Raw genomic sequence first — 22,523 nt, forward strand, 5'->3', positions numbered from 1 at the left:
TCATGCGGCGCCTTGCGCGAGCAGTCGCAGGTGGTGGGCCAGCCGCTCCACCACGGAAGTGACGTGGGGTGCGGTCAGCAAGGTGAAGTGGTCACCGGGGACCTCGTGCACGGTGAGTGCGTCTGGGAGCCACGCGCCCCAGCCCAGGTCCTCGGCGCGAGGCGACCCACTCGGGGGCGTGGCGGCCCGGAGGAGGAGGGCCGGGCCCATGTAGGCCCCCGCGGGCACGTAGTTTCGCTGGGCGTGGCTGAGCCGCTGATACACGCGGAACAGACGCTCGGCCGCGTCGACGTCCAGGTCGAGTCCGCCCGAGGGAGAGCGTCGGGCCAGCTCCAGCACGTAGGCCAGCGCGCCGCGCACGTCCAGCCGCCGCAGGTGCTCCACGTCCAGAGGCAGTGACTGCCAGGGCAGCCCGAGCACCCGGCCGAAGCCGGCCAGCTGCATGAGGGCGTCCGGCTCGGGCCGGGGCTGCGTCTCGGGAGCGTGGCTGTCGAGCAGGGCTAGCAGCTCCACGCTCTCCCCCGCGGCCTGGAGGAGCCGGGCCATCTCGTAGGCGACGAGTCCACCGAAGGACCAGCCTCCGAGGAGGTAGGGCCCCTGAGGCTGCACGGCGCGGACTTGGGTGAGGTAGTCGCGGGCGAGGGCTTCAACGGAGGCAGGGGGCAGCTCGCCCCCGTCGAGGCCAGAGGCGGACAGGCCATAGAGGGGCCTGTCGGTGCCCAGGTGGCGGACGAGCTCGGTGTAGCCCAGCACGCTGCCGCCGCCGCCGTGGACGAAGAAGAGGGGCCTACCGGTGGCGGTGCCCCCATCCAGACGGGAGAGGTTGGAGGTGGAGCGGGGGGCGTCGTCGCGCTGCGCCAGCCGCAGGGCGAGGCGCTCGACGGTGGAGCCCTGGAAGAGGGCCGAGACAGGGAGTGCGACTCCGGTGCGCTCGCGGAGTCGTGCCATGAGGCGCACGGCGAGGAGGGAGTGGCCGCCGAGGGCGAAGAAGTCGTCGGTGGCGCCGACCTTCTCCAGGTGGAGCACTTCGGCCCAGACGGCGGCGACGGCCTCCTCGGTGGGGGTGCGCGGGGCGACGTAGGCGGCGCCCGTGGCGGAAGCGTCCGGAGCGGGCAGCGCCTTGCGGTCGACCTTTCCGTGGGTGTTGAGGGGCAGTGCCTCCAGGAAGACGAAGGCGGAAGGCACCATGTACTCGGGCAGCGAGCGCAGCAGAGAGGAGCGCAGCGCGGCCGTGTCGAGGGTGCGGCCTTCGGGCGTGACGAGGTAGGCGACGAGGCGTGCGTTGCCAGGGATGTCCTCACGCGCGAGCACCACGGCGCGGCTGACGGCGGCCTCCTGCTCCAGGGCGGCTTCGATTTCGCCCAGCTCAATGCGGAAGCCGCGCAGCTTCACCTGGAAGTCGATGCGGCCCAGGTAGTCCAGCTCGCCATTGGCCAGCCAGCGCACCTTGTCTCCGGTGCGGTAGAGGCGGCCGCCGGCAGTGGTGCCGAACGGGTCCGGGATGAACTTCTCGGCGGAGAGCTCGGGCCTGCCGAGGTAGCCGCGAGCGACGCCCGCACCGCCGATGAAGAGCTCACCGGGGACGCCGGTGGGCACCGGCTGCATGCGCTCGTCGAGGACGTAGACCTGCACGTTGGCGAGGGGGCCGCCGAGGGTGGGACGGGAGGCGCCGCGAATGGAGCGGGCGGTGGTGTCGACGGTGCACTCGGTGGGGCCGTAGACGTTGAAGCAGTGGATGAAGGGGTGGGCCGCCAGCTTCGCCCAGAGGGCTTCGTCCACGGCTTCGCCGCCCACCAGCACGCGCAAGGGGCGCGAAGAGGCCAGTCCCTCTTCCAGCAGCAGGCGCAGGTGAGAAGGAGAGCAGTCGAGGACGTCGAGCTGGTGCTTCTCCACCCACGCCTTGAGCAGGGCGACGTCCTCGCGAGCGGCCTGGGGAACGACGCAGAGGGCATGGCCGTCGGCCACCTGGATGAGTTGCTTCACCGAGGCGTCGAAGGCGAGAGGCGCGTTGAGGCTGACGCGCAGCGCGCCTTCGGCTCCGGCATACACAGCCGAAGCCAGGGCTGAGCGCAGGTTCATCACGGAAGCGTGCTGAACCATGACGCCCTTGGGGCGGCCGGTGGAGCCGGAGGTGTAGATGACGTAGGCGAGATGCTCGGGCGAGGTGAGGCGAGGCGGGTTGGCCTCGGACTCGCGAGCGAGCGCCTGCGTGGTGGCCGAGTCGTCCATGTAGAGGGGCTCCACGCCGGAGCCCTCCATGCGCTCGGACAGGTGGCGCTGGGTGAGGGCGAGCCGTGCACCGCAGTCCTGGAGCATGAAGGCCAAGCGCTCGCGGGGATAGGCGGGGTCCATGGGGACGTAGGCGCCGCCAGCCTTGAGGATGGCGAGGACGGCGACCACCATGTCGACGCCGCGCTCCATGCAGAGGGCGACGCGCACCTCGGGGCCGACACCGCGCTGGCGCAGGACATGCGCCAGCTGATTGGCGCGGCGGTTGACCTGCGCGAAGGACAGCGAAGCGGAGTCATCGAGCACCGCGACGGCGTCAGGCGTACGAGCCGCCTGCACCTCGAAGCGCTCGTGCAGCGCGCCGTCCCAGCTGGCCTCCTGGCGCGTGTCGTTCCAGCGCACCAACACCTGCTGACGCTCGGACGCGGGCAGCAGGGGCAGCTCCCCCACGCGCGTCTCAGGCGCGGACACGGCGGCTTCCACCATCGTGGAGAAGTACTCCACCAGGCGGGAGATGGTGCTCTGCTCGAACAGGTCCGTGCGGTAGCTCAGCGCGCCCCCGAAGCCCTCGCGCCGCTGGGTCAGCGAGAGCGTCAGGTCGAACTTGGTCGCCTGCGTGCCGGACTCGAAGGACTCCACGCTCAGTGGGGCGCTGTCCCGCGCGCCGCCCTTCACCTCCAGGGTGGCCGTCGGAGCGTTCTGCAGGACGAGCATCACCTGGAAGAGAGGCGAGTGGCTCAAGCTGCGCTGAGGCCGCAGTTCCTCGACGAGCTTCTCGAAGGGCACGTCCTGGTGCTCGTAGGCGCCAAGCGTGGTGGCGCGCACGAGGGCGAGCAGCTCGCGGAAGGTGGCGCGCGGGTCCACCAGGGTGCGCAGCACCAGCGTGTTGACGAAGAAGCCGATGAGCCCTTCCGTCTCCGCGCGGGTACGGCCGGCGATGGGAGAGCCGACGGAGATGTCGTCCTGGCCGGAGTAGCGCGCCAGCAGCACCTGCCAGAGTGCGAGCAGCGCCATGAAGGGCGTGGTGCCCTCGCGCTGGCACAGGGCCAGGAGCGCCTCACTCACGTGCGCGGGGAGCTGCACGGGCTGCAATGCGCCACGGTGGGACTGGACGGCGGGCCGAGGCTTGTCGGTGGGCAGCTCCAGCACGGGCGCCGCACCGGAGAGCTGCGCGCGCCAGTACCCCAGCTGCTTCTCCAGTGCCTCGCCCCGCAGCCACGAGCGCTGCCACGCGGCGAAGTCCGCGTACTGCACCGGCAGGGCGGGCAGACGCGCCTCACGGCCGCTGGAGTGCGCCGAGTAGAGCTGGGTCAGCTCGCGCACCAGCACTCCCATGGACCAGCCGTCGGAGACGATGTGGTGCATCGTTCCGATGAGGACGTGGTCCCGCGCGCCCAGGCGCAGCAGCAGGGCGCGGAAGACGGGCCCTCGCGCCAGGTCGAAGGGACGCTGGGCCTCCTGGGCTGCCAGGCGGCGGGCCTCGGCCTCGCACTCCGCTGCGGGCAATTCGCTCAGGTCCACCACGGGCAGAGGGAAGTGCGGCACGGGGTGGATGACCTGGACGGGCTCGCCGTCATGGACGCCGAAGGTGGTGCGCAGCGCCTCGTGGCGCTCGGCGAGCGAAACGAAGGCCTTCTCCAGCGCGCCCACGTCCAGCGGCCCGCGCATGCGCAGCGCGGTGGGGATGTTGTACGCGGAGCCGCCGGGCTGGAGCTGGTCGATGAACCACAGCCGCTGCTGGGCGAAGGACAGCGGCAGCTCCCCGGTGCGCGGCACGGGCAGCAGGGGCGGAGCTTGGGTTGAGCGCGAGTGCACCGCCGCGTCCACCCGCCTCGCGAGCGCGGCGACGGTGGGCGCCTCGAAGAGGGCACGCAAGGGCAGCTCCACGCCGAAGGTGGAGCGGATGCGAGAGATGACCTGCGTGGCCAGCAGCGAGTGGCCACCCAGCTCGAAGAACTGCGCCTCCGCGCCCACACGCTCCAGGCCCAGCACCTGGGCCCACAGGCCCGCGAGCAGCTCCTCGGTGGGCGTGCGCGGGGCGACGTGCTCCACCGTGGAGGCCTGAGCCTCGGGCACGGGCAGGGCCTTGCGGTCCACCTTGCCGTTGGGCGTCAGTGGCAGCGCTTCCAGCACGACGAAGGCGGAGGGCACCATGTGCTCGGGCAGCCGCTGCTTCGCGGTGGCCCGCAGCGACTCCGCGTCCAGCGAAACGCCGGGAGCAGGGACTGCATACGCCACCAGGCGCTTGTCGCCGGGGCGGTCCTCGCGCACCAGCACCAGCGCCTGCCGCACTCCAGTGTGCGAGGCCAGCACGGCTTCGATTTCGCCCAATTCAATCCGGAAGCCGCGCAGCTTCACCTGGAAGTCGATGCGGCCGACGTAGTCCAGCGTGCCGTCCGCCCGCCAACGCACGAGGTCTCCCGTGCGGTAGAGGCGCGCACCGGGCTCGGTGGCGAACGGGTCCGGAATGAACTTCTCGGCCGTCAGCTCCGGCCGGTTGAGGTAGCCGCGAGCCAGGCCCACGCCGCCGATGCACAGCTCGCCGGCAACGCCGATGGGCACCGGGCGCAGGCGCCGGTCCAGGACGTATTGCCGCGTGTTGGCGAGGCTCCGCCCCAGGGGCGGACGCTGTCCGTCCGGGACGCAGAGGTGCAGGTTGGCGATGACGGTGCCCTCGGTGGGGCCGTACGCATTGAAGAACTGCCGGCCAGGCGCCCACTTCTCCACCAGCTCGGCCGTGCAGGCCTCACCGCCCGAGATGATGGTGCCCAGCGTTTCCAATCCCTCGGTGGGCAGCAGCGCCAGGACGGAGGGCGGCAGCAGCACCTGGTCGATGGACTGACCGCGCAGCAGGTCCATCAGCGGCTGGCCGGGCATCAGGTCCTCGCGCGAGGCGATTACCAGGGTGGCGCCGTGGAACAGGGCCAGCGTCACTTCGTACACGGCGGCGTCGAAGCTGGAGGAGGCGAACTGGAGCACGCGCTGGCCAGCACACAGGCCCGTGGCGCGCGCCATGTGCGCCGCGAGGTTGGGCACGCCGCGGTGGCTCACCATGACGCCCTTGGGGCGGCCGGTGCTGCCCGAGGTGTAGATGACGTACGCGAGGTTGTCCGTCGTGCCGACGCGCGCCGGCGCGGTGACGGGGTGCCGCGAGAGGATGGACTCGACGGCATCGAGCGCGAGCACTTCGCCGGAGAAGGAGGGCAGCGTTTCGCGCAGGTGCGAGTGGGTGAGGAGCACTGACGCGCCGCAGTCCTGGAGCATGAAGTCCAGGCGCTCGCGGGGGTAGGCGGGGTCCATGGGCACGTAGGCGCCGCCGGCCTTGAGCACGCCGAGCAGCCCCACCACCACGTCGAACGAACGCTCCAGGCACAGCGCCACCCGAGTATCGGAGCGCACGCCCCGGGCGCGCAGCTCATGGGCGAGCTGATTGGCCCGTGCGTCCAGCTCCCGGTAGCTCATCGTGCGCTCGCCGAAGCGGAGGGCCGTGGCGTCGGGTGTGCGCTGCACCTGGGCTTCGAACATCTCGTGGAAGAGTGCGCCGTCCGCGAAGGGGGCGGCCGTGTCGTTCCACTGCTCGATGACCTGACGGCGCTCGTCCTCGCGCATCAGCTGCACGTCGGACAGGCGCTGGCGCGGGTTGGCGGCGATGGCCTCCAGCAGGGTGTGCAGGTGGCCCGCCATGCGCGCGATGGTGGAGGCGTCGAACAGGTCGGTGTTGTAGCTCAGCGAGCCGTACAGCCCCTGAGGGCTCGGCGTCATCGTCAGCGTCAGCTCGAACTTGGAGATGTTGGCGGGAGTCTCCACGGTGGAGAGCTTCAGGCCCGGCAGGGAGATGGAGGAGTCGGGCAGGTTCTGCAGCGAGAACATGACCTGGAAGAGCGGCGAGCGGCTCAGGTCGCGCTCGGGCTGGAGCACCTCCACCAGCTTCTCGAAGGGCACTTCCTGGTGGGCGTACGCGCCCAGCGTGGACTCACGCACCCGTCCCAGCAGGGACGCGAAGGTGTCCTCGTCGAGCACTCGGGCGCGCAGGGCGAGCGAGTTGACGAAGAAGCCGATGAGGCCCTCCGTCTCCGTGCGGTTGCGACCGGCGATGGGCGAGCCCACGACGACGACATCCTGTCCCGAGTAGCGGGAGAGCAGCGTCTGCCAGCCGGCGAGCAGCACCATGAAGAGGGTGGAGTGGCGCTGGAGGGCGAGCGCCTCCAGTTGCTGCCCCAGCTCCGCGGGAAGCGCGAAGGGGTGCGTCGCGCCGTGGAACGTCTGGACGGGAGGGCGGGGCCTGTCGGTGGGCAGCTCCAGTGCCCGCGGTGCGCCTCCGAGCTGCTTCTTCCAGTAGCCGAGCTGCGTCTCAAGCACCTCGCCGCTCAGCCAGCTCCGCTGCCACAGCGCGTAGTCGGCGTACTGCGTCGGCAGTGGCGCGAGGCACGGCGTCCGGCCCGAGGCGTAGGCCTCGTACAGGGCGCCCAGCTCGCGCACGAGCACGCTGAGAGACCAGCCGTCGGAGATGATGTGGTGCAGGTTGAGGAGCAGCACGTGCTCATCGGGCGCGAGTCTCAGTAGCGAAGCGCGGAACAGCGGCCCCTGGGAGAGGTCGAACGGGCGGACGCCGTCCTCGGTGGCCAGTCGCCGGGCCTCGGCCTCGCGCTCGTCGGTGGGCAGTGCGCCCAGGTCCACCAGGGGGAGTCGGAAGTCCGAGACGGGGTGGATGACCTGCACGGGCTCGCCATTGCTGGAGGCGAAGGTGGTGCGCAGTGACTCGTGACGCTCGACGAGTGCGCCAAGGCTGCGCTCCAGGGCCGTGGTGTCCAGCGTGCCGGTGAGGCGCACCGGCGAGGGCATGTTGTAGGCGGGGCTGCCAGGCTGGAGCTGGTCGATGAACCACAGGCGCTGCTGAGCGAAGGAGAGCGGCAGCGCGTTGGAAGAGGCAGCCCTGCGCAGGAGTGCGGGCGCCTGGGGCGCGCCACCCGTCGAGCGTGTGGTCTCGATGTGCTCGGCGAGGGCGGCGACGGTGGACGCCTCGAAGAGGGCACGCAGGGGCAACTCCACGGCGAGCTCGGAGCGGATGCGCGAGATGACCTGCGTGGCCAGCAGGGAGTGGCCGCCCAGCTCGAAGAAGTTGCCGGTGATGCTCACCTGCGGGAGGCCCAGGACGGTCGCGAACGCCTTCGCCAGCGTCTCCTCGAGGTCGTTGCGCGGCGCGACGAAATCCTCGGTGGTGGTCAGCGTTGCATCCGGAGGGGGGAGGGCCTTGCGGTCGACCTTGGCGTTGGAGGTGAGCGGCAGGGTGTACAGGCGCACCAGCGCGGAGGGCACCATGTATTCGGGCAGCCGCTGCTTGAGTGAGGCGCGCAGCGCGGCCATGTCGAGGGACTCGGGCGCGGCGACGTAGCCGACGAGGCGCTTGTCGCCCGGCACGTCCTGGCGCACCAGCGCCACGGCCTGGGCCACGTCCGGGAAGGCGAGCAGGGCCGCTTCGACTTCGGCCAGCTCGATGCGGTAGCCGCGCAGCTTCACCTGGGCGTCCGCGCGGCCGACGAAGTCCAGCACGCCGTCACCGCGCCAGCGCACCAGGTCTCCGGTGCGGTAGAGGCGGGCACCCGGCACGCCGGTGAAGGCGTCGGGGATGAAGCGCTCGGCGGTGAGGGCGGGCTGGCCGATGTAGCCACGGGCCAGTCCGTCTCCGCCGATGAACAGCTCCCCGGTGATTCCCGGGGGAACGGGCTGGCCGTGAGCATCGAGCACGTACAGCTGCGTGCTGCCGATGGGCCGACCGATGGGCACGGAAGTCCCCACCTGTGCTGGCTCCGTCATGCGGAAGCAGGCGGCGAAGACGGTGGTCTCGGTGGGGCCGTAGCCGTTGGTGAGGGAGATGCCCAGCTCCTCGAGCACGCGGCGCGCGTGCGCGGGAGGCACCACGTCGCCACCGGAGAGGAGTTGGTTCACCGGGCTCAGCGCTTGGAGGTGGGACTCCACCACCTGGGTGAAGAGGCCGGCCGTCAACCAGAGCGTCGTCACCTTGGAGTCCCGGAGCACCTGGCCCAGCTCCTCCAGGGAAGGCGGCTGGGGAGGCATGACCACGAGGCGGGCGCCGTGCAGCAACGCACCCCAGATTTCGAGGGTGGAGGCATCGAAGGAGATGGGAGCCAGTTGCAGCAGCGTCTCTTTGGGGCCGAAATGGGCGAAGTTTGCGCCCAGCAGCGTGCGCAGCACGTTGCGGTGGGTGGTGCCGACGCCCTTGGGGCGGCCGGTGGAGCCGGAGGTGAAGTCGACGTAGGCGAGCGAGTCGGGCAGGGCCGCTGACGTCGGCGCATGCGTCGGCTCGGAAGCGAGGGCGGCGTCCTCCAGCACGACAGTGGAGAGGCCTTCCACGGGCAGCTTGGAGAGGAATGCGCGCGTGGTGACGAGTGCCTGGGGAGCGGTGTCCTCCACCATGCCGGCCAACCGCTCGCGTGGGTAGGACGGGTCCAGCGGCACGTAGGCGCCACCGGCCTTGAGGATGGCGACGAGGGAGACAATCAGCTCCAGCGAGCGCTCGATGGCGAGCGCGACGCGGGAGTCGGCCCCCACGCCGAGGCGGCGCAGGTGGTGCGCGAGCTGGTTGGAGCGCTCATCGAGCTGCTGGTATGTGAGGTGCGCGGAGTCGAACTCCACCGCCACGTGGTCCGGGAAGCGGTCCACCACCTGGGCGAAGACGTCAGGGAGCGTGGCCTCGCGCGGGTAGGCGGAAGCGGTGTCGTTCCACTCCACCAGCACCTGCTGGCGCTCCGCCGAGGATAGGAGGGAGGCAGACGCGAGGGGCGCCTCGGGTCGGGCCGCGAGGGCCTCCACCAGCACCTGGAAGTGGCTGGCCATGCGCAGCGCGGTGGCGTGCTGGAAGAGGTCGGTGTTGTAGCCCAGCACCCCCTGGTAGCCGCTCGGGGACTCCGACAGGGTGACCTGGAGCTCGTACTTGATGGTGGGGTTGTTCCGCTCCACAGCGCTCAGCACCAGCCCCTTGCCCTGCGCTGCCGCCGCGGGCGTGTTCTGTAGGGAGAAGAGAACCTGGAAGAGCGGGCTGCGACTCACGTCACGCGTGGCCTGAAGCTCCTCCACCAGTCGCTCGAAGGGCACGTCCTGGTGGGCATAGGCACCGAGCGCCGACTCCTTCACCTGCCGCAGCAGGTGGGTAAAGGAAGTGGCGTCCTCGACCTGGGTGCGCAGCACCAGCGTGTTGACGAAGAAGCCGATGAGGCCTTCCAGCTCGCCACGCTGACGTCCTGCGATGGGCGAGCCGACGGTGATGTCCCGCTGGCCGGAGTAGCGGGAGAGGAGCACCTGGAAGGCGGCGAGCAGGGCCATGAAGGGCGTGGCGCCCTCCTGCTGACAGAGGGCCTTGAGCTGCTCGGAGGCGGCGAGCGAGAGCGCAATGGGCACATCCGCGCCGTTGAACGTCTGGACGGGAGGGCGGGGTTTGTCGGTGGGCAGCTCCAGCGTGGTGAGGCCGGAGAGCTGCTGCTTCCAGTAGTTGAGTTGCGCCTCCAGCACCTCGCCCTGAAGCCACTGACGCTGCCAGGCGGCGTAGTCGGCGTACTGGATGGGCAGCGGCGGCAGGGGCGAGGGCCTGCCTTGCGAGAAGGCCTCGTAGAGGGCGGCGACTTCGCGCACCAGCACGCCCATGGACCAGCCGTCCGAGACGACGTGGTGCATGTTGAGGGCGAGCACATGCTCGGAGGGGCCCAGCTTCAGCAACCCCGCGCGGACCAGCGGACCGGTGGCGAGGTTGAAGGGGCGCAGGGCCTCCTCGCGCAGGCGTCGCTCCAGCTCGGCGCGAGCGGCCTGGGGCTCCAGGGCACTGAGGTCCACGAACTGCAGCGGTAGCTCACCGCGAGGAGCGATGAGCTGGAAGGGTTGGCCCTCCTGCTGGGTGAAGGAGGTGCGCAGGGCTTCGTGGCGGTGCACCAGCTCGTCGAAGCTACGCTGGAGGGCTGCCAGGTCGAGCAGGCCGTCCATGCGCACGAAGGTGGGCATGTTGTAGGCGGGGCTGCCGGGCTGGAGCTGGTCGATGAACCACAGGCGCTGCTGTGCGAAGGACACGGGCAGCGCGCCCTCGCGCGACATCGACAGGGCGACGAGCTCGGGCGCCTGGCTCTGCTGCCCCTTCAGTCGGCTGGACTCGATGCGCTCGGCGAGGGCGGCGACGGTGGGCGCCTCGAAGAGGGCGCGCAGGGGCAACTCCACGGCGAGCCCGGAGCGGATGCGCGAGATGACCTGCGTGGCCAGCAGGGAGTGGCCGCCCAGCTCGAAGAAGTTGCCGGTGATGCTCACCTGCGGGAGTCGCAGGACATCCGCGAACATCTCCGCCAGCGTCTCCTCGGTAGGTGTGCGCGGGGCGACGAAGTCCTCTGAAGTGGTCAGCGAGGCGTCCGGAGGAGGAAGGGCCTTGCGGTCGACCTTGGCGTTGGCGGTGAGGGGCAGGGCGTCCAGGCGCACGAGGGCGGAGGGCACCATGTATTCGGGCAGCCGCTGCTTGAGTGAGGCGCGCAGCGCGGCCATGTCGAGGGACTCGGGAGCGGCGACATAGCCGACGAGGCGCTTATCGCCGGGGACGTCCTCACGCACCAGGGCCACGGCCTGGGCCACGTCGGCGAAGGCAAGCAGGGCCGCTTCGACTTCCCCCAGCTCGATGCGGAAGCCGCGCAGCTTCACCTGCGCGTCGGCACGTCCGACGAAGTCCAGCACGCCGCCGGCAAGCCAGCGCACCAGGTCTCCGGTGCGGTAGAGGCGGGCGCCGGGGACGCCGGAGAAGGTGTCAGGGACGAAGCGCTCGGCGGTGAGGGCGGGCTGGCCCAGGTAGCCTCGCGCGAGGCCGTCGCCACCGATGTAGAGCTCACCGACGACACCCACGGGCACCGGCTGGCCGTGAGCATCCAGGACGTACAGGCGCGTGCTGCCGATGGGCCGGCCGATGGGCACGGTGGTGCCCACCTGCTCGGCGCGAGTCACCGGGTAGGACGTGGCGAACACCGTCGTCTCGGTGGGGCCGTACAGGGCAGTGACGGGGATGCGCAGCCCTTCCACTGCGCGGCGCACATGGGTGGGCGACACGACGTCGCCGCCCGTCATGACGTGCTTCACCGTGCTCAGCCCTGGCGGAGGGTTGTCCACCATTTGGGTGAACAGGCCAATGGTGGCCCACAGCGTGGTGACGCCCGAGGACTGGATGACGCGGCCCAATTCCTCCAGGGACGCGGCCTGTGGAGGCATCACCACCAGGCGCGAGCCGTGCAGCAGCGCGCCCCAGATTTCGAAGGTGGAGGCGTCGAAGGAGATGGGGGCGAACTGGAGGAGGACTTCGTCGGGCCCGAAGCGGGTGTAGTCGACGCCGAGGAGGGTGCGCAGCACGCCGCGGTGGGTGGAGCCCACGCCCTTGGGGCGGCCGGTGGAGCCGGAGGTGAAGTCGACGTAGGCGAGCGAGTCGGGCAGGGCGACGGAAGTCGGCGCATGCGTTGGCTCGGAAGAGAGGGCGGCGTCGTCCAGCACGACGGTGGAGAGGCCTTCCACGGGCAGCTTGGAGAGGAAGGCGCGCGTGGTGACGAGTGTCTGAGGTGCCGCGTCCTCCACCATGCCGGCCAGGCGCTCACGCGGGTAGGACGGGTCCAGCGGCACGTAGGCGCCGCCGGCCTTGAGGATGGCCACCAGCGAAACGACGAGCTCCAGCGAGCGCTCGACGGCGAGCGCGACGCGAGAGTCGGCACCCACGCCCAATCCGCGCAGGTGGTGCGCGAGCTGGTTGGAGCGCTCATCGAGCTGGCGGTAGGTGAGACGCGAGTCTTCGAACTCCACGGCGACATGGTCCGGGTAGCGAGCCACGGCCTGCGCGAAGACCTCGGGCAGCGTGGCTTCACGCGGGTAGTCGGAAGTGGTGGTGCTCCAGTCTCGAAGCACCTGCTGGCGCTCCACCGGGGACAGCATGGAGACGGAGGCCAGAGGTGCCTCGGGCCGGGCGACGAGCGCTTCCACGAGCGTGCGGAAGTGCTCCGCCATCCGACCGATGGTTGCCGGCTCGAAGAGATCGGTGTTGTAGCCCAGAGCCCCCTGGTAGCCGCCCGGGGTCTCCGACAGGTGGAGCTGCAGCTCGAACTTGATGGAGGGGTTGTCGACTTCCAGCGGGCGCAGCGCCAGCCCCTTGCCCTGGGCGGATGCCGTGGGCGTGTTCCGCAAGGAGAAGATGACCTGGAAGAGCGGGCTGCGGCTCAGGTCACGCGTGGCCTGAAGCTCCTCCACCAGTCGCTCGAAGGGGACGTCCTGGTGGGCATAGGCACCGAGCGCCGACTCCTTCACCTGCCGCAGCAGGTGGGTGAAGGAAGTGGCGTCCTCCACCTGGGTGCGCAGGACCAGCGTGTTGACGAAGAAGCCGATGAGGCCTTCCAGCTCGCCACGCTGACGTCCTGCGATGGGCGAGCCGACGGTGATGTCCCGCTGGCCGGAGTAGCGGGAGAGGAGCACCTGGAAGGCGGCGAGCAGGGCCATGAAGGGCGTGGCGCCCTCCTGCTGACAGAGGGCCTTGAGCTGCTCGGAGGCGGCGAGCGAGAGCGCAATGGGCACATCCGCGCCGTTGAACGTCTGGACGGGAGGGCGGGGTTTGTCGGTGGGCAGCTCCAGCGTGGTGAGGCCGGAGAGCTGCTGCTTCCAGTAGTTGAGTTGCGCCTCCAGCACCTCGCCCTGAAGCCACTGACGCTGCCAGGCGGCGTAGTCGGCGTACTGGATGGGCAGCGGCGGCAGGGGCGAGGGCCTGCCTTGCGAGAAGGCCTCGTAGAGGGCGGCGACTTCGCGCACCAGCACGCCCATGGACCAGCCGTCCGAGACGACGTGGTGCATGTTGAGGGCGAGCACGTGCTCGGTGGGGCCCAGCTTCAGCACCCCCGCGCGCACCAGCGGACCGGTGGCGAGGTTGAAGGGGCGCAGGGCCTCCTCGCGCAGCCGGCGCTCCAGCTCGGCGCGGGCGGCCTGGGGCTCCAGGGCACTGAGGTCCACGAGCTGCAGAGGCAACTCACCGCGAGGGGCGATGAGCTGGAAGGGCTGGCCCTCCTGCTGGGTGAACGTGGTGCGCAGGGCCTCGTGGCGATGCACCAACTCGTCGAAGCTGCGCTGGAGGGCCGCCAGGTCGAGCAGGCCGTCCATGCGCACGAAGGTGGGCATGTTGTAGGCGGGGCTGCCGGGCTCCAGTTGGTCGATGAGCCACAGCCGCTGCTGTGCGAAGGAGACGGGCAGTGCGCCCTCGCGCGACAGGGCGACGAGGCCGGGGGCCTGGCTGGGAAGACCCGTGAGGCGGACGGACTCGATGCGCGTGGCGAGTGCCTCCAGAGTCGGGGCTTCGAAGAGGGCGCGCAGGGGCAGCTCCACGCCGAAGGAGGCGCGGATGCGGGAGACGAGCTGCGTGGCCAGCAGGGAGTGGCCGCCCAGCTCGAAGAAGTTGTCGGTGGCACCCACGCGAGGCAGGCGGAGGACTTCGGCCCAGAGGGAGGCGAGCTGCTCTTCGACTGGGGAGCGAGGGGCGAGGTAGCTGTCCCGCGGCGCGGAGGCATCCGGAGCGGGGAGGGCCTTGCGGTCCACCTTGCCGTTGGGAGTGAGAGGGAGGGCCTCCAGGACGACGAAGGCGGAGGGCACCATGTACGCGGGCAGGCGCTGCTGGAGGAAGGAGCGCAGGAGCTCTGCCTCGGGGCGAGGGCCGGAAGCGGGAGTGACGTAGGCGACCAGGCGCTTGTCACCGGGCACGTCCTCGCGAGCGACGACGAGGGCTTCGTGGACGGAGGGGTGCTCGCGCAGGACGGAGGCGACTTCGGCGGGCTCGACGCGGAAGCCACGCACCTTCACCTGGAAGTCGGCGCGACCGAGGAAGTCGACGCGGCCGTCAGCCAGCCAGCGCACGCGGTCTCCGGTGCGGTACATGCGAGCGCCGGGGAGGGGAGAGAAGGCGTCGGGGAGGTAGCGCTCGGCAGTCAACTCAGGCCGGTGCAGGTAGCCGCGAGTCACCTGGGCGCCGCCGACGTACAGCTCTCCGGGCACGCCGAGGGGTACGGGTTGAAGGGCCTCGTCCAGGACATACAGGCGCGTGTGGGCCAGGGGCCGGCCCAGCGGCGCCGAGGTGGCTGCGTCGCTCGAGGTCGACGCAGAGACATTGCCGGAGAGCGGAGCCGCTCCTTCGGCCTGCAAGGCACCTGGAGCCGGCGCGGCGCCGGGCCCATGCAGCCGGCCGGCGAGGACGCCGACGGTCGTCTCGGTGGGGCCGTAGTGGTTGTGGATTTCGCACCCGGGGGCCAGCGTGCGCACGGTCTGGAGCAGAGCGGGTGTGGAGGACTCACCGCCCAGCACCAGGCGCTTGCGAGGCAGCACGAGGTGGGGCTCCGCCGCCGTCAGCAGCGCGGCCAGGTGGGAGGGAACGATTTTGACGCAGTCGATGGGGTGACGCGCGAAGTACTCGGCGACGGCGGAGGGACTGCCGACACGCTCCTGGGTGAGGACGTGCAGGAGGCCGCCGGTGCACAGGGCGGGGAAGAGGACGGTGTTGCCCAGGTCCGCGGCGAAGGTGGAGACGAGGGCGAAGCTGGAGCAGTCAGCGAGGCCGAGTCTTTCGGTGACGGAGTGGACGTAGGTGAGCAGGTGGCCATGGGCGACGGCGACACCCTTGGGCCTGCCAGTGCTGCCGGAGGTGAAGAGGACGTAGGCGAGGTGCTCCGGGTGGGGCGCGCAGGAGGGCGCTTCGGTGCTCAGCCGCTCCAGCAGGGAGGCGTCCTCGTCCAGGCGCACCACGGCGACGGGCAGGGCGGAGAAGGAGGCGGCATGCCGCGCATGCGTCACCACCACGGGGGCGGCCACTTCCTGCACCAGCGACTGGAGGCGCAGCGCGGGCTGGGCCGAGTCCAGCGGGACGTAGGCGCCGCCGGCCTTCCAGACGGCGAGCAGTGCAACCACCATGTCCACGCCGCGCTCGAGGCAGAGTGCGACGCAGGAGTCGGCGCCGACGCCGAGTGAGCGCAGGTGCCAGGCGAGTTGGTTGGCGCGGGCATTGAGCTGCGCGTAGGTGAGGACGTCGCCCTCGCACGCCACGGCGGGCCGAGAGGGGTGAAGCGCGGCCTGGGCCTCGAAGAGAGCGGGCACGGAGACGTGGGGCGCGGGCCCCGTCGCGGTGGCGTTGAAGGACTCGAGCAGCAGGGTGCGCTCGGCCGCGGACAGCAGCGGCAGCTCGCCCACGCGGGTTTCCGGCGCGGACACGGCGGCCTGCACCAGGGTGGAGAAGTGCTCCACCATGCGGGCGATGGTGCCCTGGTCGAAGAGGTCCGTGCGGTACCTGAGCGTGCCGGACAGTCCTTCCGGCGTTTCTCCGAGGGACAGCGTCAGGTCGAACTTGGTGGCCTGCGCGCCTGAGTCGAACGGCGCCAGCTTCAACGGGGTGCTGCCTTCGGAACCCTGCTGCACCTCCAGGGGGGCCGTCGGAGCGTTCTGCAGGACGAGCATCACCTGGAAGAGGGGCGAGTGGCTGAGGCTGCGCTCGGGGCGCAGTTCCTCGACGAGCTTCTCGAAGGGGACGTCCTGGTGCTCGTAGGCGCCGAGCGTGGTGGCGCGCACCTTCGCGAGCAACTCTCGGAAGGTAACGCGCGCGTCCACCTGGGAGCGCAGCACCAGCGTGTTGAGGAAGAAGCCAATGAGGCCTTCAGTCTCCGCGCGAGTACGGCCGGCGATGGGGGAGCCGACAGAGATGTCGTCCTGGCCGGAGTAGCGGGCCAGCAGCACCTGCCAGAGTGCGAGCAGTGCCATGAAGGGCGTGATGCCCTCGCGCTGGCACAGGGCCTGGAGTTGCTCGGACACCGTCCGGGAGAGGGCCACCGGTACATAGGCGCCGTTGAAGGTCTGGATGGGCGGACGGGGTCTGTCGGTGGGCAGCTCCAGGGTGGCGACGCCGGCGAGGTGCTGCTTCCAATAGCCGAGCTGCTCTTCCAGCACGGCGCCTTGCAGCCACTGGCGCTGCCAGACGGCGTAGTCGGCGTACTGGACGGGCAGCGGCGGCAGGGGCGAGGGCCGGCCCTGCGAGAAGGCTCCGTAGAGCGCGGCGACCTCACGCACCAGCACGCCCATGGACCAGCCGTCCGAGACGATGTGGTGCATGTTGAGCGCGAACACGTGCTCGGTGGGGCCCAGCTTCAGCAATTGCGCGCGCACCAGCGGGCCGGTGGCGAGGTTGAAGGGGCGCAGGGCTTCGTCTCGTAGCCGTCGCTCCAGCTCGGCGCGGGCGGCCTGGGGCTCCAGGCTGCTGAGGTCCACGAGCTGCAGCGGTAGCTCACCGTGAGGGGCGATGCGCTGGAAGGGCTGGCCCTCATGCTGGGTGAAGGTGGTGCGCAGGGCTTCGTGGCGGTGGGCCAACGCGGAAAGCGCGAGGCGCAGGGCGTCCTCGTCGAGCGTGCCCTCCATGCGCACGAAGGTGGGCATGCTGTAGGTGGCGCCACCCGGCTCGAGCTGGTCGATGACCCACAGGCGCTGCTGGGCGAAGGACAGCGGCAGCGGGCCTGTGCGCGGCACGGGGATGAGCGGCGGCGCCGTCCTGTGGTGGAGAGCTCCCGCGGCGCTGAGGCGCTGGGCGAGGGCGGCGACGGTAGGCGCCTCGAAGAGGGCGCGCAGGGGGAACTCGATGCCAAGAGTGGAGCGGATGCGGGAGATGACCTGCGTGGCCAGCAGGGAGTGGCCGCCCAGCTCGAAGAAGTTCCCGGTAACGCTCACCTGGGGCAGGCGCAGGACGGCCGCGAACAGCTCTGCCAGCTTCTCCTCGGTGGGAGTGCGTGGGGCGACGTACGTCTCGGCGGGTGACATCCCCGCGGAGTCGGGCGCAGGCAGGGCCTTGCGGTCGACCTTGGCGTTGGCGGTGAGAGGCAGGGTGTCCAGACGCACGAGGGCGGAGGGCACCATGTACTCGGGCAGCCGTTGCTTGAGAGAGGCACGCAGCCCTGCAATGTCGAGCGACTCGGGCGCGGCGACGTAGCCGACGAGGCGCTTGTCGCCGGGCACGTCCTCACGCACCAGGGCCACGGCCTGACCGACGTTGTCGAAGGCGAGCAGCGCGGCTTCAACCTCTGCGAGCTCGATGCGGTAGCCGCGCACCTTCACCTGGGCATCGGCGCGGCCGAGGAAGTCCAGAACGCCGTCGTTGCGCCAGCGGGCGAGGTCTCCCGTGCGGTAGAGGCGGGCGCCAGGGATGCTGGAGAAGGCGTCGGGGACGAAGCGCTCGGCGGTGAGGGCGGGCTGCTCGACGTAGCCCCGGGCCACGCCGTCACCGCCGATGACCAGCTCTCCCACGACGCCCACAGGCACGGGCTGCCCGGAGGCATCCAGCAGGTACACGCGCGTGTTCCCAATGGGCCTGCCGATGGGCACGGACGTACCGACGTGCTCCACGGAAGTCATGCGATGGGTGGAGGCGAAGAGCGTGGTCTCCGTGGGGCCGTAGCAGGCAGTGACGGGGATGTTCAGCTCTTCGAGGACACGGCGCACGTGCGGGGCGCTGACGACGTCACCACCGGTGAGCAGCTGCCTCACGCCGCGGAGGGCGGGGAAGTTGTGGTCCACCACCTGGGTGAAGAGGCCGGCGGTGAGGTGCAGCGTGGTGACGCCGTGCTTCACCAGCACCGACTCCAGTTCCTTCAAGTCGGAAGGCGAGTGCGGTGGGAAGACGACGAGTCGTGCGCCGTGGAGCAGCGGGCCCCACAGCTCCAAGGTGGAGGCGTCGAAGGAGACGGGCGCGATGAGGAGGAAGGTCTCATCCGGCCCGAGGTGCGCGTAGTCGTTGCCAAAGACGGTGCGCAGCACCGCGGCCTGCGGAGTGCCAACGCCCTTGGGGCGGCCGGTGGAGCCGGAGGTGAAGTCGATGTACGCGAGGCTCTGGGGCAGCGCGGCCATCGGAGGCGCCGAAGTCGGCTGCGCCTCCAGTGACACGTCTTCCAGCACCACGGGAGACAGGCCCTCGGTGGACAGCTTCGTGAGCAGCTCGCGCGAGGTGATGAGCACGCGCGGACGGGCATCCTCCACCATGGCGGCGAGGCGCTCACGCGGGTAGGACGGGTCCAGCGGGACGTAGGCACCGCCGGCCTTGAGGATGGCGAGGAGGGAGACAATCAGCTCCAGCGAGCGGTCCAGGGCAATGGCCACGCGCGAGTCGGTGGACACGCCCAGGCCGCGCAGATGGTGCGCAAGCTGGTTGGCGCGCGCGTCGAGCTGCCGGTAGGTGAGCTTCTCTTCACCGAACTCGACCGCGACCTTGTCGGCATGACGAGCGACCACCTGCGCGAAGACCTCGGGCAGGGTAGAGGCGCGCGGGTAGTCGGTGGAAGTCGCGTTCCACTCCACCAGCACCTGTCGGCGCTCGGCCTCGGACAGCATGGACACGGAGGCGAGGGGGGCCGCGGGCCGGGCGACGAGCGCTTCCACGAGCGTGCGGAAGTGCTCCGCCATCCGGCCGATGGTCGCCGGCTTGAACAGGTCGGTGTTGTAGCCCAGCGAGCCCTGGTAGCCCTCTGGGGAGTCCATAAGGCCCAGCTCCAGGTCGAACTTGATGGCCGGGTTGCCCACCTCTATCGGACGCAGCGTCAGCCCCTTGCCCTGAGCCGAGGCGGTGGGCGCGTTATGCAGGGCGAAGATGACCTGGAAGAGTGGGCTACGGCTCAGGTCACGCGTCGACTGGAGCTCCTCCACCAGTCGCTCGAAGGGCACGTCCTGGTGGGCGTAGGCACCGAGCGCCGACTCCTTCACCTGCCGCAGCAGGTGGGTGAAGGAAGTGGCGTCCTCCACCTGGGTGCGCAGCACCAGCGTGTTGACGAAGAAGCCGATGAGGCCTTCCAGTTCGCCACGCTGCCGTCCTGCGATGGGCGAGCCGACGGTGATGTCCCGCTGGCCGGAGTAGCGGGAGAGGAGCACCTGGAAGGCGGCGAGCAGGGCCATGAAGGGCGTGGCGCCCTCCTGCTGGCAGAGGGCCTTGAGCTGCTCGGAGGCGGCGAGCGAGAGCGCAATGGGCACGTCCGCGCCGTTGAAGGTCTGGACGGGCGGGCGGGGTTTGTCGGTGGGCAGCTCCAGGGTGGTGAGGCCGGAGAGCTGCTGCTTCCAGTAGCCGAGCTGCTCCTCCAGCACCGCGCCCTGAAGCCACTGGCGCTGCCAGGCGGCGTAGTCGGCGTACTGGATGGGCAGCAGCGGCAGCGGCGAGGGCCTGCCCTGGGAGAAGGCCTCGTAGAGAGCGGCGACTTCGCGCACCAGCACGCCCATGGACCAGCCGTCCGAAACGACGTGGTGCATGTTGAGGGCGAGCACGTGCTCGGTGGGGCCCAGCTTCAGCACCCCCGCGCGGACCAGCGGACCGGTGGCGAGGTTGAAGGGGCGCAGGGCCTCCTCGCGAAGCCGGCGCTCCAGCTCGGCGCGGGCGGCCTGGGGCTCCAGGGCACTGAGGTCCACGAGCTTCAGAGGCAGCTCACCGCGAGGAGCGATGAGCTGAAAGGGCTGGCCCTCCTGCTGGGTGAAGGAGGTGCGCAGGGCTTCGTGGCGGTGCACCAGCTCATCGAAGCTGCGCTGGAGGGCCGCCAGGTCGAGCAGGCCGTCCATGCGCACGAAGGCGGGCATGTTGTAGGCGGGGCTGCCGGGCTCGAGCTGGTCGATGAGCCACAGCCGCTGCTGCGCGAAGGACAGGGTCAGTGCGCCCGTGCGGGGCACGGGGACGATGGCGGGCGCCAGGCTCCCCGAAGAGGACTCCCGTGAGGAATCGACACGCGCGGCGAGCGCTTCGAGCGTCGGAGCCTCGAAGAGCACGCGCAGGGGCAGCTCCACGCCGAAGGTGGCGCGCACGCGAGAGATGAGCTGCGTCGCGAGCAGCGAGTGTCCACCCATCTCGAAGAAGTTGTCGGACACGCCCACGCGGGGCACGCGCAGCACCTGGGCGAAGAGTCCGGCCAGCAGCTCCTCGGTGGGCGTCCTCGGGGCGACGTGGGCCCCGTCCGGAGCGGACGACACCGCCTCCGGCGCGGGCAGCGCCTTGCGGTCCACCTTGGCGTTGGCCGTCAGCGGGAAGGCGTCCAGGCGCACAAGGGCGGAGGGCACCATGTACTCGGGCAGCCGTTGCTTCAGCCAGGCGCGCAGCGCGGTGACGTCGAGTGACTCGGGCGCGGCGACGTAGCCGATGATGCGCTTGTCGCCGGGCACGTCCTCGCGCACCAGCGCCAGGGCCTCCCCCACGCCAGTGAAGGCGTGGAGGGCGGCTTCCACCTCGGCCAACTCGACGCGGAAGCCACGCACCTTCACCTGCGCATCCGCACGGCCGAGGAACTCCAACACGCCGTCGTTGCGCCAACGGGCCAGGTCTCCCGTGCGGTAGAGGCGGGCTCCGGGCACATCGGAGAAGGAGTCGGGGATGAAGCGCTCTGCGGTGAGGGCGGGCTGGCCGACGTAGCTGCGGGCCACGCCGTCGCCGCCGATGAACAGCTCACCCACGACGCCCACGGGTACGGGCTGGCCGGAGGCATCCAGCAGGTACACGCGCGTGTTCCCGATGGGCTTGCCGATGGGCACGGACGTGCCCACCTGGGCCACGTCCGTCATGCGGTGGGTGGAGGCGAAGAGTGTGGTTTCGGTGGGGCCGTAGCAGGCCGTGACGGGAATGTTCAGCTCTTCAAGGACGCGGTGCACGTGCGGCGCGCTCACCACGTCACCCCCCGTCAGCACCTGGCGAAGGGAGCGCAGGCTGAGGAAGTTGTGGTCGACGACCTGGGTGAAGAGGCCGGCGGTGAGGTGCAGCGTCGTCACGCCGTGCTTCACCAACACCGACTCCAGTTCCTTCAAGTCGGAAGGCGAGTGGGGCGGGAAGACGACGAGCCGTGCGCCATGGAGCAGCGGGCCCCACAGCTCCAGGGTAGAAGCATCGAAGGAGACGGGCGCGATGAGGAGGAAGGTCTCATCCGGGCCGAGGTGCGCGTAGTCGTTGCCGAAGACGGTGCGCAGCACGGCGGCCTGTGGAGTGCCGACACCTTTGGGCCGGCCCGTGGAGCCGGAGGTGAAGTCGATGTACGCGAGGCTCTGGGGCAGTGCCGCCATCGGAGGCGCCGACGTCGGCCAGGCTTCCAGGGACACGTCCCCCAACACCACGGTGGCCAGCCCCTCGGTGGGCAGCTTCGCGAGCAACTCACGCGAGGTGATGAGCACGCGCGGACGGGCATCCTCCACCATGGCGGCGAGGCGCTCACGGGGATACGACGAGTCGAGCGGTACGTAGGCGCCGCCGGCCTTGAGGATGGCGACGAGAGAGACAATCAGCTCCAGCGAGCGGTCCAGGGCAATGGCCACGCGCGAGTCGGTGGACACACCCAGGCTGCGCAGGTGCCAGGCGAGCGGGTTGGCGCGCTCGTCCAACTGCCGGTAGGTGAGCTTCTGCTCACCGAACTCGACGGCGACCTTGTCGGCATGGCGGGCGACCACCTGCGAGAAGACCTCGGGAAGGGTGGAGGCGCGCGGGTAGTCGGTGGAAGTCGCGTTCCACTCCACCAGCACCTGCCGGCGCTCGGTCTCGGACAGCATGGACACGGAGGCGAGGGGGGCCGCAGGCCGGGCGACGAGCGCCTCCAAGAGCACGCGGAAGTGTCCCGCCATGCGGGCGATGGTCGCCGGCTCGAACAGGTCGGTGTTGTAGCTCAGCGCTCCCTGGTAGCCCTCCGGGGACTCCAGCAGGTCGAGCTGCAGCTCGAACTTGATGGTCGGGTTGTCCACCTCGACCGGGCGCAGCGTCAGCCCCTTGCCCTGAGCCGAGGCGGTGGGCGTGTTCTGCAGTGCGAAGAACACCTGGAAGAGCGGACTGCGGCTCGTGTCCCGCACGAGCTTCAATTCCTCCACCAGCCGCTCGAAGGGCACGTCCTGGTGGGCGTAGGCACCGAGCGCCGACTCCTTCACCTGTCGCAGCAGGTGGACGAAGGAGGACGGGGCCTCCACGCGGGAGCGCAGCACCAGGGTGTTGACGAAGAAGCCGATGAGGCCTTCCAGCTCGCCTCGCTGACGGCCCGCGATGGGCGAGCCCACGGTGATGTCCTGCTGCCCGGAGTAGCGGGAGAGGAGCACCTGGAAGGCGGCGAGCAGGGCCATGAAGGGCGTGGCGCCCTGTTGCTGGCAGAGCGCCTTGAGCTGCTCGGATGTGGACCGCGACAGGACCACGGGCACGTGTGCGCCATGGAAGGTCTGCACGGGCGGGCGGGGCTTGTCGGTGGGCAGCTCCAGGGTGGAGACGCCGGAGAGGTGCTGCT

1 protein-coding gene (only partly in view) is annotated in these 22,523 nt (G+C 70.4%); it reads right to left on the reverse strand.

What is annotated here, in order from left to right; translation table 11 throughout:
* Positions 1-22,523, reverse strand: the 3' portion of a protein-coding gene (locus tag ACX9TP_RS13265; RefSeq protein WP_482980082.1) for a non-ribosomal peptide synthase/polyketide synthase. It continues 16,816 nt past the right edge of the window; 22,523 of the gene's 39,339 nt are visible here — the last part of the coding sequence; its start codon lies off the right edge, out of view; its stop codon occupies positions 1-3.

The sequence above is a fragment of the Pyxidicoccus sp. M15 genome (genome assembly GCF_056858435.1).